11 protein-coding genes are annotated in these 13,355 nt (G+C 71.8%); 4 read left to right on the top strand and 7 right to left on the bottom strand.

Features of this window, described 5'->3' with window-relative positions; genetic code table 11:
* The first annotated feature begins 137 nt into the window (after nucleotides 1-137).
* Complete coding sequence (locus ACZ7OY_RS23860; protein ID WP_471913220.1) at nucleotides 138-839, top strand: hypothetical protein; 702 nt, start codon at nucleotides 138-140, stop codon at nucleotides 837-839.
* A 310-nt stretch (nucleotides 840-1,149) separates the two neighbouring features.
* On the opposite strand, the gene ACZ7OY_RS23855 is transcribed toward ACZ7OY_RS23860, so the two are convergent.
* Both ACZ7OY_RS23855 and ACZ7OY_RS23850 read right to left on the bottom strand, forming a co-directional pair.
* On the bottom strand, nucleotides 1,150-1,812 hold the full coding sequence (locus ACZ7OY_RS23855; RefSeq protein WP_471913219.1) for a lysophospholipid acyltransferase family protein: 663 nt from the start codon (nucleotides 1,810-1,812) through the stop codon (nucleotides 1,150-1,152).
* Between the two features lie 206 nt (nucleotides 1,813-2,018).
* Entirely contained in the window at nucleotides 2,019-3,917 is a 1,899-nt protein-coding gene (locus ACZ7OY_RS23850; protein WP_471913218.1) for an SMI1/KNR4 family protein, read from the bottom strand.
* A 152-nt stretch (nucleotides 3,918-4,069) separates the two neighbouring features.
* On the opposite strand from ACZ7OY_RS23850, the gene ACZ7OY_RS23845 reads away from it, so the two are divergent.
* The 3 genes from ACZ7OY_RS23845 (at nucleotide 4,070) to ACZ7OY_RS23835 (ending at nucleotide 8,628) form a co-directional block, all read left to right on the top strand.
* Nucleotides 4,070-4,483: a DUF6086 family protein gene (locus tag ACZ7OY_RS23845; RefSeq protein WP_471913217.1), complete on the top strand. Its 414-nt coding sequence runs from the start codon at nucleotides 4,070-4,072 to the stop codon at nucleotides 4,481-4,483.
* Nucleotides 4,484-5,024: 541 nt separating this feature from the next.
* Nucleotides 5,025-5,459, top strand: coding sequence for a hypothetical protein (locus ACZ7OY_RS23840; RefSeq protein WP_471913216.1), 435 nt, complete (start codon nucleotides 5,025-5,027; stop codon nucleotides 5,457-5,459).
* Between the two features lie 424 nt (nucleotides 5,460-5,883).
* Complete coding sequence (locus tag ACZ7OY_RS23835; RefSeq protein ID WP_471913215.1) at nucleotides 5,884-8,628, top strand: winged helix-turn-helix domain-containing protein; 2,745 nt, start codon at nucleotides 5,884-5,886, stop codon at nucleotides 8,626-8,628.
* 107 nt (nucleotides 8,629-8,735) lie between these two features.
* Here the strand turns inward: ACZ7OY_RS23835 and ACZ7OY_RS23830 are convergent, their stop codons facing one another.
* From ACZ7OY_RS23830 to ACZ7OY_RS23810, 5 genes are read right to left on the bottom strand one after another with little or no spacing between them, the layout of a single operon-like run.
* Entirely contained in the window at nucleotides 8,736-10,079 is a 1,344-nt protein-coding gene (locus ACZ7OY_RS23830) for an NADase-type glycan-binding domain-containing protein (RefSeq protein WP_471913214.1), read from the bottom strand.
* The gene (locus tag ACZ7OY_RS23825) at nucleotides 10,076-10,633 is read right to left on the bottom strand and encodes a phage tail protein (protein WP_471913213.1); all 558 of its coding nucleotides are present in this window, start codon (nucleotides 10,631-10,633) and stop codon (nucleotides 10,076-10,078) included. The genes ACZ7OY_RS23830 and ACZ7OY_RS23825 overlap by 4 nt, the downstream gene beginning before the upstream one ends.
* On the bottom strand, nucleotides 10,634-12,580 hold the full coding sequence (locus tag ACZ7OY_RS23820) for a putative baseplate assembly protein (RefSeq protein WP_471913212.1): 1,947 nt from the start codon (nucleotides 12,578-12,580) through the stop codon (nucleotides 10,634-10,636).
* Entirely contained in the window at nucleotides 12,577-12,990 is a 414-nt protein-coding gene (locus ACZ7OY_RS23815) for a GPW/gp25 family protein (RefSeq protein ID WP_351611175.1), read from the bottom strand. Before ACZ7OY_RS23815 ends, ACZ7OY_RS23820 begins: the two co-directional genes overlap by 4 nt.
* 7 nt (nucleotides 12,991-12,997) lie before the next feature.
* Nucleotides 12,998-13,279 (bottom strand): PAAR domain-containing protein, encoded by a 282-nt coding sequence (locus tag ACZ7OY_RS23810; protein WP_375976747.1) that lies wholly within the window; start codon nucleotides 13,277-13,279, stop codon nucleotides 12,998-13,000.
* Nucleotides 13,280-13,355 lie beyond the last annotated feature (76 nt).

Below are 13,355 nucleotides of genomic sequence, written 5' to 3'. Positions count from 1 at the left end.
CGTAGCCGTCGGAGTGGCCCCGTTGCCTTCGTCCAGCCGCCCTTCGGCTCCCCCTCAGGGAGGGAACCGCGGTCCGGGACGGACTCGTGTCCTGGTACGGAGACGGGAAACCGGGCGATGTGCACGAGGAGGGAATCATGCAGATCATCGAGGTGACCGGATACGCCGTCCGATCTGCCGTGATCACCATGAGACGGACAGGGAAGCCCCTTGAGTTCGTCATTTTCCCCATGGTGCATGTGGCTTCGCCGACGTTCTACTCCCAGGTCCGCCTCAGGCTCCGCGAGTGCGACCTCATAGTCCTCGAAGGAATCCGGGGGAAGTCGATCGGAGTGACTGCCCTCACTCTTGCCTACCGATTCGCCCCCCGTCGGGGGCGCAACGGCCTGCAGGAACAGCGCGATTCGCTGCTGCTTCCCAAGGGCGTGCCGGTGATCAACCCGGATGTGACGGCCGCGGAGGCGCTCGCGGACTTGAAGGCGCTGCCGCGTTGGACGTACTTGCTGCTCATGGTCGCAGCCCCGGTGATGGGCCTGGTCTTCGCGCTGCGCGGTCCGCGCGCCTTTCTCGATGAGGACATGGTGGTCGAGGATCTGCCGTCGACGCTACAGGCGGAGCTGATGGCCGACGATCCAATCATCCACGCGATGACTGATCGGCGCGATCGGCAACTGCTGGCCGCGCTCGGGGAGATCCACACGCGACGCGGCGACGAGCCGATCCGGGTTGCCGTCGTCTACGGTGCCGGCCACGTCCCTGCAATCGTATCCGGGCTGATGAATCGTTACGGATACCGGCCGCGAGCAGCGGAATGGCTCACCGTTTTCGTCCCGGCGTAAACCGCCCCGCGACTGCCGACGCCTACCACGAGGACGAGCAGCTGACCGGTGTCCTCACCATTCTTGAGGAGCACCTCGGTCTGCCTTTCACCAACCGATAGAGCCGTCGCCGGGCCGCTTCGACCTCGACAACGGCCTGTACGTCAACTGGGAATCGTAGGGGGCGCTGACCGTCCGGGACGAGGTGATGGAAGAGGGCGGCAGACATCTTCCACGAGCTCGCCCGGGCACGGTGGACCGGTCCGCGGCCACAACCTGCCGCTCCGGCTCCCTCACGCCGGTACTGAGCAGGACGCCGGGACGAGCAAGGCTATGCCGCACGTGCCGCGGGCTCAGCGAGGTGCGCGGTTGCTGTCCGCCACGCAGTGGTCACCGCGGCGCGGGCCCTTGCCGTGCGCGATGTACTGTCGCCGGTCAGAACGACGGGGGTGCCGACATGGACGTGCAGCCCGGGGCGGCGCAGCGGGGCGGTGGCGAGGCCCGCGATCTGCTTGATCCCGCTGCCCGAGGCGACGCGGCGGGCACCTGCCTGGCCGACGGGCACGACGGGGGCACCGGTGCGCTCGGCGAGGCGGGCAAGGCCGGTGCGGAAGTCGCCGGGAGCCGCTTCGGCGGCGTCCTTGCGGCGGGGCAGGCCGCCCTCGGCGTAGATGAGCAGGTGCCTGCCCTGCTCCAGGACGTCGGCGGCCAGGTCGAGCGCGGCCGCGGCGCGTCGGTCGCCGCGGTGTACGGGGATGTGTCCTTCGCGGGTGAGGAAGCGGCCGAGCACCGGCACGCGCCAAAGGCCGGCGGCGGCCATGACGACCGGTTCGACGCCCAGGCGATGCAGGGCGGCGATCACGATGGCGGGGTCGGCGAGCGAGGTGTGGTTGGCGGCGATGATGCTGCCCGGCGCCAGAGCGGCGCCGGGGTCGGTGGTCACCGACAGGCGGCCGAAAGCGGGCACCAGGATGTCGGCGATGCGGCTGAGCACGGAGCGGTCTCCCCATCTCGACGATGTCGATCTTCATTGTCGGAGGTGGAGTGTCTGTCGGGCCTGAGTCGCCGTACTCATCTTCCACCGCCTGGTGGTGCTCAGCTCGCACTGGCCGATGCGTTCGGAGCTCTGCTCACGGCCTTGCCCCGGCGCCGCAGTCACCGACAGACCCGTCGTTCACCCGGCGCTGGGTCCATGAGGGTTCACGTCTTGCGCCGGACGAACTGGAGGTGGACGTAGGCTTCGCCCGCCTGTGGTGCCCGGGCCCACGACCGGGTGGTGAAGGTGTGGAGCCTGCCCTGGGTGAGTGCGAAACGGGGCAGCCCGAGGCCGAGTTCGGTGTGCAGGGCTTGCAATGCGCGAAGTTCACCGGCGCCTTCGGGCTCGTCCGGACGGAACAGCCGTACGGGATCGAGGGCTTCGGGAATCGTGCCGGAGCTCTCGATCTGCGTGCCCCTCACGGTGAACGCGTAGAGTTCCTTGCCGTGTTCGGCCACCGACAGGTGGAACGCGGCCGGGCCGGCGCCCGGGAACGTGCTTCGTGTGTCACGCCAGACCACTACCGCCCGGCCGGAGACCGAGGCGGCCACGGCGGGAGAGACGAACCGGGTGCCCAGGTGGCGGCTGCAGTGGCCGTCGAAGGCGAAGGCCCACCCTCCCATGATGCGTCCGGCAGCGACCAACGCCCGGTCCTCCCAGGGCTGCACGCCCTCGCGTTCATGGGCCCTGGACGCCGTCCAGGACGCCATGCGCATGTCCGCGGGCGGGCCCAGTTCCGCGCCTTCCTCCCCGATCAGGGCGGGCAGGCGAACGGGGTCGACTCCTTCGGCCCAGACACAGCGGTATCCCTCGCGGCGCTGCCCGTTCGCCGCCGGCTCGGTCAGCCAGGCGAGGCCGGGCGGGTCGAGAGCGGCCACCGGCTCGGGCGCGGGGCCCGTCTGCCCGGCCCGTGGCGTCGCGAGGATCTCCCGTCCACGCTCCGGTGTGACCAGCGCTCCCAGGAACGGGTCGGCGAGCAGGCCGACCGGCGTGATCAGCAAAGGACCGGGCGCCTGCCACAGCGGCAGCGCGTCGCGCAGCAGCCGCCACGCGGCGTCCGTCGAACCCCAGCGGGCCAGTTCCCGGGCCTCGGCGACGGCCCTCCCCCACGGCCCGGGCGGCGCGTAGCGGTGGGTGCCCTCCTGTATCTCGGCCAGCGTTTCCTCGGCCGTCCTACGGTCCACCCCACGCGCGGCCATCATCGCGAGCCAGCGCCCGTCCTCGTCCCCGGAGCGCCGCCGGTGGCCATCCGTCTGTGTCATGGCCTGCACGGGCAGGGTCTCGGTCAGATAGTCAGGATCGGCCGCCAGGTGGCCGTAGTCCCGGAGCCTGCGCGGATCCAGCCAATGACGCAGCTGGTCCAGCAGGACGGCACTGCGCGGCCGCCCGAAAGACCGCGCCTCCTCCAGCAGCGACAGAGCCTGTTCATACTGTCCGCGCAGGGCCAGCAGCCGGGCCTGTTCCACATGGGCGTCCTGGGCGCGGGTGGTTGCGTTCACGAAGTCGGGCCGCTCCACCCGGTCACCGTGGAAACTGCGGTACATGGCCTCCATATAGGCACGGAACGACGGGTACCGGTCCGGGAATTCACCGCTCCAGCCCTTGTACACATACAGCGCCCACTCGCCGTCCCCGTCGCAGTCGCCCGGGTCGAGCAGGGCATACGACATGTCGGAGTCCGTCTCCAGCTGTAGCGCCCGCTCCCACATCCCCGCCAGCCGCACCTCCTCCTCCAGCGGATCCTCGCCCAGACTCTCCCGGTATATCTCGGCCATGTCGTGCGGATCCCGGAACCAGCCGATGTCCGCGACGCCACCGAGCTGATAGATCCCGGCCGTCTGCTCCACGTGCCAGCCGTCGCTCACCGCCAGGAACGCACGGTACGAAGGCGGCAGCCGCCGCCCCAGCCGCTCCTCCACCGCAGCGATCGCCGCTTCGTCGGCACCGGGGCAGCCCAGGATTACGGCGCTCTGCTCGCCGTCCCCGTCCTCGCCCGCACGCGGCACCCACTCCGCCTGCCAACGCCCCAAGAACTCAACCCAGTCGAAAGACTCATCACTCATGACCGAATCGTGTCACCCACCACTGACACACCACCCCAGGGGCACAAGGGCCACCGTCGCCCCCTCCCGGCGGCCCGGCCACCCGGCCGCTTTCCGTGGAGGGCTGACCGGCCGTAATGTCGACCTCCCATGATCAGCTGCGAAAGGCCGACGTGAGCCAGTACTACGACTTGGGCGACCGAACCCTGTGGAACCCGTCCAGCGGAACGTCGCGGCTGTTCATGAGCCAGGTCGCCGTCTATCAAGCCGAAGTGGGGCTGCCGTCCGGCATCGGCCCCATGGAAGCTGATGAGTGTCAGATCGACCCCATCGCCTTCGCGGCGTTCGTCGACGCCCTGCTCGCCTGGCACAGCCAAACCAGGCACGCGGTCATGGCCACCGTGTCAGAGGGCTTCGTTGCCACGGTGCTGGCCCTGGCTGAAATAGCGAACATCGAGGTGAGCTGGCAGGCGGCCAAGCACGCCGAGAGCCACTACCTCCAGACGGCTTCCGATCCCCATGCAAAGGAGTGGACAGCCGCACTGCAGCAGAAGTCACGGGGGCTCGTCCGGCACATGGCGTCCTGATCCAACTGCCAGCGCTCCTGTCGGCTCGGGCACATGGATCTGCGTGTGGAGCACGAGCTCAACCTCAATAACCGCTCTGCTCCCGGGCCCATCGCTGCCGATGCCGAACCACGAGCCGACAAGACTGTCCCAACCATGTCGCGGACTGTATCGGAAGAGGATCTTGCATCACCTCCGTTGAGGCAGGAAAGGCGCCGAGGAATCGGGCCGACGGGCTCATCGACTGCTGAAGCCTGGTCACCATCGGCAGCGTGTCTGTGTCCGTGACCAGAACCAGCACCATTTCTGCGGGATTTTCAGCCAATGGGGAGTGCGCGGCCGGGGCGATTCTCGCGAAGGCCAAGACCAACGTCGATATCAAGACAGTTGCAGTGTCTCTGTCGCCATCGGTCACAACTGCTCCCGTAACATCAGGCGGCTGTGGCGGCGTCGAGATCGCTCACGGCTCTGCCACGCGGCCCACGTCCGAGACCGGTTGGAAGTACGGGGAGACCACTGCATGAACTGTGTGAGGCCGCGAGCACGGCTCGCCGGATGCGTCGTGGCGGCAACACTGTTCCTGCTCACCTCGTGCAGGTCCGGCAGCACCTCCGAAGGTCACCCGTCGCCCTCCGCGAGTGGGGCGCGGGCCGCGACAGGGGCGTCCGAGAAGAAGTCCGTCCAACAGGCTCAGGCGGCCCTGGCCGCCGTGAGCGGCGGGAGGATGGTCGAGGCCGGCGCGGAGCGGGTGACCGACGGCGTCCACACCGAGCCGAGTCTGAGCCAGGGCAGGACCTACAGGCTCAGCCTGGTGTGCGTCGGCTCCGGCAGTGCGCGGTTGACGTTCGCACCGGCGAGTGCCGGCGCAGGGGCCGCGGTGCCGTGCGACCGGTCGGTGGTCCAGCAGCGGATCACTGTGCACCCGCCGGTACGCGTTGACGTCGACGGCACCAAGGGGTCCACCGGTGTGATCGCCTGGCGGATCGACGCTCTCTGATCCGGGAAGTCGAGCGCCCCGGTACGGCTGCCGGGACGCTCGGACCGTAGCGAACCGAACGAGGCCAGAACCGAGCGGCCGAGTACGGCCGATGGCTTCCCGCACGGTCGGTACGGCCGGCACCGATCAGGTCGGCCCAGCCGTTGCCCGGCCGTTCCCCGGTGCCGGTCGCGGCTTGGAAGTCGGCGGCCGTCGGCGCGGTGGCGAGTCGGCCGTCCGTCCGGTCGTGAAACGGCATTCTCTTTGCCTTCGGCCGTTTCCGGGCGCTACGGATGAGGGAAAGCACGAAAATGACACCCTACGGACACACAAGCCCCACACCCCGTAGCCTGTGAGGCATTGAAATATCAAAAGCAGCACAAAAGAAGAAATAGCCGAAACGGGACACTCACAGCAGGGTGTCCGGTATACGGAGATTAGATATATGACGAGTCTTTTACCGGCGGCGCAGTGGACCACGTTCCGGATTCCGGCCTCCGAGACCATGTCCCGAGGCCGTCTGACCGAGCAGTTCACCCACTGCCCGTCGGGCCTGGTGGTCGCCCCGCCCGGCTTCGGCAAGACCGCGTTGCTGGCGCAGACGGCCAAAGCGCACCCGGGCCCGGTGACGTGGTACCAGGCCCGGCCCGGCGCCGACCAGCGGGAGTTGCTGACCGCGCTCGGATACCCGCCGGACACACCGGCGGAGCTCGCCGGCGCGTCCGGTGCGATCCAGCAGATGTCGCGGCGCCGGGACAGCGGGGGCGGCGCGGCGGCCGGACGGCTGGTCGTCATTGATGACATGCACCTGCTCTCACCGGCCGCGCAGACGCTCGCGGTCCGGCTCGGCCAGCTGGCACCGCCACACCCACTGGTCCTGATCGGAACGCGCCCCGCAGCCGGATTGCCGATGACCGCGATGGAGGCGTCGAGCACGACGGTGGTGAACGCCGACGCGCTGCGCTTCCGCTCCTGGGAGGTCGAGCATCTCTTCCCGCGTCTCTACGGCACGGCTCTGCGCCCCGGAATCGCGGTGCCCCTGGTCCGGGTCACCGGCGGCCGGGCCGCGATGCTGAGACTGTTCGGCAGAGCCGTGGCCGCCGACCCCGACGCGGCTCAGGAGCAGATCCTGGCCGACGGGCTGTTCGGTCGCGCATACCTGGAGCGGGAGGTGCTCGCCCCGCTCTCCGGCCGGCTCAGGCGTTTCCTGACGGAGACCTGTCTGCTGAGCCGGCTCACCGCCGACGCCTGTCACGCGCTCACCGGCCGGGCCGACAGCGCCGAGCTGCTGTACTCCCTGGCTCACGAGCACGGGGTCCTGCGTGCCGCCGCGGACGGACAGACGTACGCCGCCGAGCCCCTGCTCCGCGCATGTCTACGCGCGCGGCTCACCCATGCGCTGACCGACGCCGAACTCGCGCGGCTGCGCGGCCGGGCCGGTGGCGGTGCCGGTGGCGGTGGCGGTGGCGGTGGCGGCGATCGGCAGGACGCGCCGTCCGCGGCGGTGCGCCGTCGTCTCGGGACCGCCGACTGGACCGGCCCGCTGCGCGCCGTCGTCGCAGGCACCCCGGACGTGTTCCCCGGCCGCTCCGAGGGGCACGTCACCGGGGCCGGCTCCGGCAGCTCCGCCGTCCTCCTCGTCCAGGGCGTAGCGGCCGCCCTGGCCGGTGACGGGACGGCCGGCGACACCGTGCGCCGGGCCTTGGCGGGGGCGACCGAGGACGCCCTGGTCGTACTGTCCGGGCAGTTGGTACGGGTGGCGCTGGCCGTGCTGGCCCAGGGCCCGGCCGGGCCGGTCCCCTACCCGGAGCTCCAACGGATCGCGTACGACGCCGAACGGCTCGACCTGCTGTGGCTGAGCCGTGCCGCCCGGTGCCTGCTGGGCCTGGGGCCGCACCCCGAGGACGCCGGGCAGCCCGACGCCGTGCTGGAGGAGTGCACCCGTCTCGGCGACGCCGAAGGGGCGGCGCTCGCCGCGTCCGCCGTGTGCCTGCGGTCGGTGTGGCGGGGGCGCCCCGGCATCGGCGAGCTGGAGGAGGCCGTACGGCGGTTCCGGGCACTGGGCTGGGGCACGCTGGAGGCGTGGGGCCGGGCCGCCCTCGCCGTCGTGGAGGCCGCGCACGACCTGCCGGACGCGGAGCAGCGCGCCGCCCAGGCGGAGGCGTTCGCCCGCTCGGCGGGTGTACCCGGCGCGCGTGCGCTGGCCATCGGCGCGATGGCCATGGCGACGCCCGACGCGGCGAACCGGGCCGAGTTGCTGGAGGCCGCCTGGTCGACGGCCCGGTCCGCGCGACTGCCGGTGTCCGGGCTGCGCTCCTGGCTCACCGCTCTCGCGTCCCCCGCCGGACCGGCCGGACCGGCCGGAGACGGCACGGCGGCGGCCGCAAGACCCAGGGGCGACGGGCAGACCGTCACCGCATCTCCGCGCGCCCACGAAGCGCCGTCGGCTCCTGCTCTGACGGTGCGTTGCCTCGGCGGCTTCGAGTTCACCCTGGCCGGGCGCGCGCACGACTGGGCCAAGCTGCGCCCCAGGGCACAGGCGCTGCTGCGGCTGCTCGCCGTACGCGCCGGGCAGGCGGTCCACCGTGACCAGCTGCTGCTCGCGTTCTGGGACGGAGTGGCGACCCCGTCCACTTTGCACAACCTCCAGGTGACGATCTCCAGTCTGCGTTCCTTCCTGGAACCGGAACGGCCCAGGGGTGGTTCGCGGCTCATCGCGCGGCAGGGCGACTCCTACCGGCTGGTGCTGGCGCCCGGTGACGTGAGCGATGTCGCCGCGTTCGAGCGCGCGGTGCGCGACGGGCGAAGATCCCGGGCACAGAAGCGGCCGGAGGAGGCGGCCGACGCGTTCCGCACCGCTCTGGACCATTACGCGGGTGAGCTGCTGCCCGGGGACGGACAGGCCGAGTGGGTGGTCGCCGACCGGGAACGGCTGCGCCGGGAGGCGGCCAACGCGGCCGTGGCGCTGGCGGAGATACGTCTCGACCAGGACCGGCCCGTGGAGGCGGCCGAGGCGGCCGAGAGCTGTCTGGAGATCGACGGGCACCGTGACGCCGCGTGGAGGGCGCTGATCCGGGCGTGCGACGCCGCGGGACTGGCGGCCGACAGTGCGCGGGCCCGTCGTGGCTACTCGGCGATGCTGGCCTCCCTGGGGCTCCCGCCGTCCGGCATGCTCTCCCACCCCATGTAGCGGCGGGCGCAGGGGCGCGTGACCGCCGGCCCCCTGCCCCGCCGCGCATCGCGGACCGGACACCGTCACGAGGGGGACGCCCTGGCAGCGGGCGTCCCGGACCGACGTCACTGTCGCAGGCCGAAGAACTCGATCTCCAGGATCGCCGTGTGCCGGTTCTTCGCCTCGGCCCCGTAAGCGGACCGGACGATGAACCGCACCGTGCTGACGTTCTTCCCTTCGAGGTCCAGCGTCTGCGGACCCGGCTTGTCCTCCAGCTTGAGCTGCTTCTTCTCGACCTTGCCGCCCTGTTCGCCCAGTTCGACGTCGAGGACGGACGGCCTGGCCTGTTTGAGGAACTCGTCCTTGTTGACCGACACCCCGGTGTGGACGATGAGCTCCTTGAGCGTGACGGGCTGTTCGAAGCCTGCCTCCAGTGCCTCTCCCGTGCCCGCGCCGGCCGCCGCGGGCGCCCAGTAGGTGTTGTTCGCCCCGTCGAAGGCCAGGTTCGGCCCGTGGTTCTTGAGGTGGCTGGACGCCTTCGCGAACTTCGGGTTGACGGGGGTGGGTTTGGCCGTCCGATTGCGGAGGTTGTCGATGAGGCTGCTCAGGTGGGGCCGGGCGAGGTAGCCGCCGCCGAGCAGGAGGACCAGCGTGATCGGGATCGCCAGGCTCGGCCGTCGCCATGCCCGGACCGGGGGACGCTGCCCGGCCGCGAGCGGGCGCGGCGGGCGGCGGCGCAACCTCCGCAGCAGTCGCGCCCACCACGAGAGCCGCTCCTCCTGCACCACGGCCGCGTCGAGAACGCCGCCGCAGCGAAGACACAGGGTGCGCGTACGCGGGTTGGCCTGGGCGCAGGCCGGACAGATCAAGTCGTCGGCCGGGGGCGCGGGCACCGTGGTGTCCTGCGTGCCGGGCGAGGCGGGCAGGTCGTCCGGGTCCGCCGGCCGCTCACCGGGCCGCCGTACGGTGCCGGAAGCCCCGCGTTCCGCCGAGGTCCCGGGCCGGACCGGTTCCGCCGGACCGGCGGGGACAGGCGGTATCGCCGGACTCGGGACAGTCTGCTCCGGCGCGGCACCGGGCGGCGGTGTCCGGGGCTGTGCGGGAACGGGTGCCGGGGTCTGCGGCCGGGGCGGCAGGGCAGCGGTCCGGGCGGTCGCCGGCTCCGGCCCAGTACCGGCACCGGCACCGGCACCGGCGGTCGCGGCCGCCTGGACGGACGTCACGGAAGCGGAGGCATCCGGTGTCGCGGAGGCCGGGGCCGCGGGACCGGGCACCGCCGGGCCGGAGACGGCGGGCTCCGCGACGGCCGCGCGCGGCGCCGTCGTCGTACCCTGGCCGCCGCTCGCGGAGCCGGTGCCGCTCTCGCTCTCCTCCCACTCCAGGAACTCGTTGCAGGACGCGCAGAACGCCGCGTCCGGCGCGTTGTGGTGTCCGCAGTTCGGGCAGATTCTCCCGCCGGGGCCGCTCATGACGCGTCCTTGAGGGGCAGCAGTTCCGTGTCGTACCCGACGTGCGCCGGCACCTCACCGGCCACCAGCCGTCGCAGCCGCTCCGTGCCAGCGGCGTCCGGGTCGGCCACCCTCACCCGTACGGTGACCCGGGGCCCGGTGCCGGCCGCCCCCGGCAGGGCGCTGCGCGCCGTCTCGGACCACGACGTGCCGCCCGTCTCCTCGATCTCCCCCTCCGTGCCGAACTCCTGCCGTACGGCTGCGGCGAGTCCGCCTCGCGTTCCGCGTCTGCGGTGCCGTTCCATCGCCCCGAGGACCGCGGCCCTGCGCTGTCCGGTCGGCTGGTCGGGGGCCGGGTCGGCGGCCACCCACTGCCCCGTCCACGCCAGGAAGTCCTCCGGGGCGGTGCGCGGGTCGAGGTGGGCGGGGAGGTTGTCGACGGTCAGCAGCACCGGCGCGAGCACGTCGTCCAGCGCCCCGAGGAACCGCTGGATGAAGTCCTCTCCCAGGTACACGGCGGGGAGCTGGTAGATGAGTGGATGGGGCGTGGGCAGTCCCTCGACTGTTCCGCGCATTCAGGCCTCCCGCATTCGGAGTTGGTGCTCGTACGAAAAGACGAGGGCGTGCGGGTCGAGCACGATCCTGGCGACCGGCTCGGCGCGCTGCCCGGTCACCGGGTCGGCCGGGAAGAGCCTGACGTCCTCGACGAGGTCGACGCCCGGCACCCGTTGGAGGACGGCGTACACCTCACCGGCGTGGATCGGCCGCCCGAACGGCCATCCCTGCCCGCTCGGGCCTCCGGTGACCGGGTTGAAGTACCCGTACAGGGCGGCCAGTGCCGCGGTGCGGACCGGTTCGGCGGCCGCACCACGGGCCGCCAGTACGGACGCCACGACGGTGACACCCTGGTAGTAGGGCGGCTCGACCACCAGCCGGGTGCCGATGGGGCGGCGCTCGTCCAGGTAGTCGGCGAGGTTGCGCAGCGTCTCCCGGGGCGGCACCAGGTCGTCGAAGCGCAGCCGCCCCTGTGCGTCGCCCTGCACGGCCGGCACCAGCAGCAGCCGTACCCCGCCCTCCTCGCCCTCTCCCGCGGGTACGCAGGCGACCCGCGCCGCGTCCGGGGCGACCTCGCGGGCCAGCACCTCGTAGTCGCGCGGGACGACCGCCCGGTACAGGGTGCTCAGTGTCATGGGGCCGCGGACCTTGGCGCTCTCCACGCTCTCCCCGTCGACCCCGCCGACGGCGGCCCGCCGGTTCTCGGCCCGTGCGACGAACGGCAGCGAGGTGCGCAGCATCCGCAGCGTTCCCCTGGCGACGTTGCCCTGACTGCCGCCGCCGGTCCGGTAGGAGCGGATCCGCACCGGGGTGCCCTTGGGCGGTACGGCGCCGTAGTGGCGGACCGTCCCGTCGGGCTCGCGGACGGCCGGGCCGAAGTCGATCCGGCCGGAGTTCGGGTCCAGCGTCAGGTGCCGGTCGCCGGGGCCCGAGTGGGAGAAGTCGTCGACGCGCTGCCACTGTGACCAGCCCGAGCCGTCCGCCACCTCCACGACGAACGGTTCGTCGCCGGGGACCACGGGCGGCCGGGCGACCTGGAAGGACTGTCCTGGTACGCCCTCGGACAGGCCCAGGACCTCGTCCGTCACGGTCTCGGCGTGCACGGCCTCGACCGTCGCGCCGATGGTGAAGGCCTCGGCCTCACGGATGGTGGGCGACTGCAGATAGGTGGGCTGGTCCGGCTCGGCGGAGATGAGCCGGCAGCGCAGCCAGCCGGCGGATCCGCGGGCGATCGTGGATGCCGCGTGACCGGCCGGCAGATGCAGCACCACCTGGCCGGGACGGTTGAAGCCGCCGGTGGTGTCCTCCTCGACATCGCAGCGCGCCCACGCTGTGCCGTCCCACGCCTCCCAGCGCAGCGGCGGGCGCCGCGGGTCGACGCCGACGCCGTCGACCCGGCAGTCCAGACGCAGTACGACCACCCCGGTCGGGACGGGGTTGGTCAGGCCGACGTACACGGCGTCGCCGGGAGCGGGCTCGGGCCCAAAACAGGGCACGTCGCGGCCGAGGGCGAGCTCCTGCGTACGGTCGGCGGCCTCGCCTCCGCCGGGACAGGTCGCAAGCTTCGCCAGCCCGCACGGCACGACGGAAAGATCGCGGACGGTGGTGAACACCACCGCCTCCTCGGTCTCGGTACGCACGGTGGCGACCTCGGCGCCTGCGCTGACCCGGACGGTCTCGGGCTGCGGGGCGGACAGCCAGAACGTGACGTCCGTACGGGCCGCGGTGGGCGGGTGCAGCCGGACGCCGATCAGGTCGAGGAAGGCCAGATAGTTCTTCTCCGGCACCCGGTTGAGGCGGTACAGGAGCTGGTCGACCATGGTGGCGAAGGCCTCGATCAGGGTCACGCCCGGATCGGAGACGTTGTGGTCGGTCCACTCGGGACAACGCTGCTGGACGAATCTCTTGGCGTCGTCGACGAGACCCTGGAACCTGCGGTCGTCGAGATTGGGGCTGGGCAGCGTCACCGACCCGTACCTTCCTCGTGCGCGGGAATCACATAGAACGGGAACACGAGGTTGCGGGGGTCGTTCGTGCCGCGCACGGTGTAGCTGATGTCGATGTACAGCACGCCGTCCTCCACCGCGTCGAACCGGACGTCGATGCCCACGACCTCGATCCGCGGCTCCCAGCGGTCCAGGGCGAGCCGGATCTCGTAGGCGACCTGGCCCGCCGTGCCGGCGTCGGCGGGGGCGAACACGTAGTCGTGGATGGCGCAGCCGAACTCCGGCCGCATGGGGCGCTCCCCCGGAGAGGTGGCGAGCACCAGCCGGATCGACTCCTCGATCTCCCGCTCACCGCGTACCAGGGCGATGCTCCCGGTGGCGTCGGTGCGCGGCGGGAACGCCCAGCCCGCGCCGACGAACTGCTGTCCCATCAGCCGTTCACCCGCCGATCAGGACGGTCGGGCAGCCCGCGATGATCGGGGCGCCGCAGGCGGCGGTGTCGCCCATGCGGGCGGCGGGCTTGCCGTTGATCAGTACGGTGGGGCACCCCGGCGGAATGATCACGGACGGCGGGTGCACCGCGGGCGGCGGGAAGGCGCAGACATGGGTGGTGCCGACGGTGGCGGCGGGCATGCCCCCGATGAGGACGGTGGGCGCGCCGGGCGGGCCGACCGTCCCCGGGTGACCGGTGGGGTCGCCGACGCGGGCAGCGGGTGGCATGGGGGAGGCTCCTTCTCGTCGGCTGTTCGCTGTTGGTCGTCTGTTCGTGGTGCCGGTGCCGGTCGTGGGGTGTGCG

The organism is Streptomyces sp. NPDC107559 (assembly GCF_055657365.1).
The sequence above is the reverse complement of the archived record's forward strand: the minus strand, read 5'-3'. Positions and strand labels throughout refer to the sequence as shown.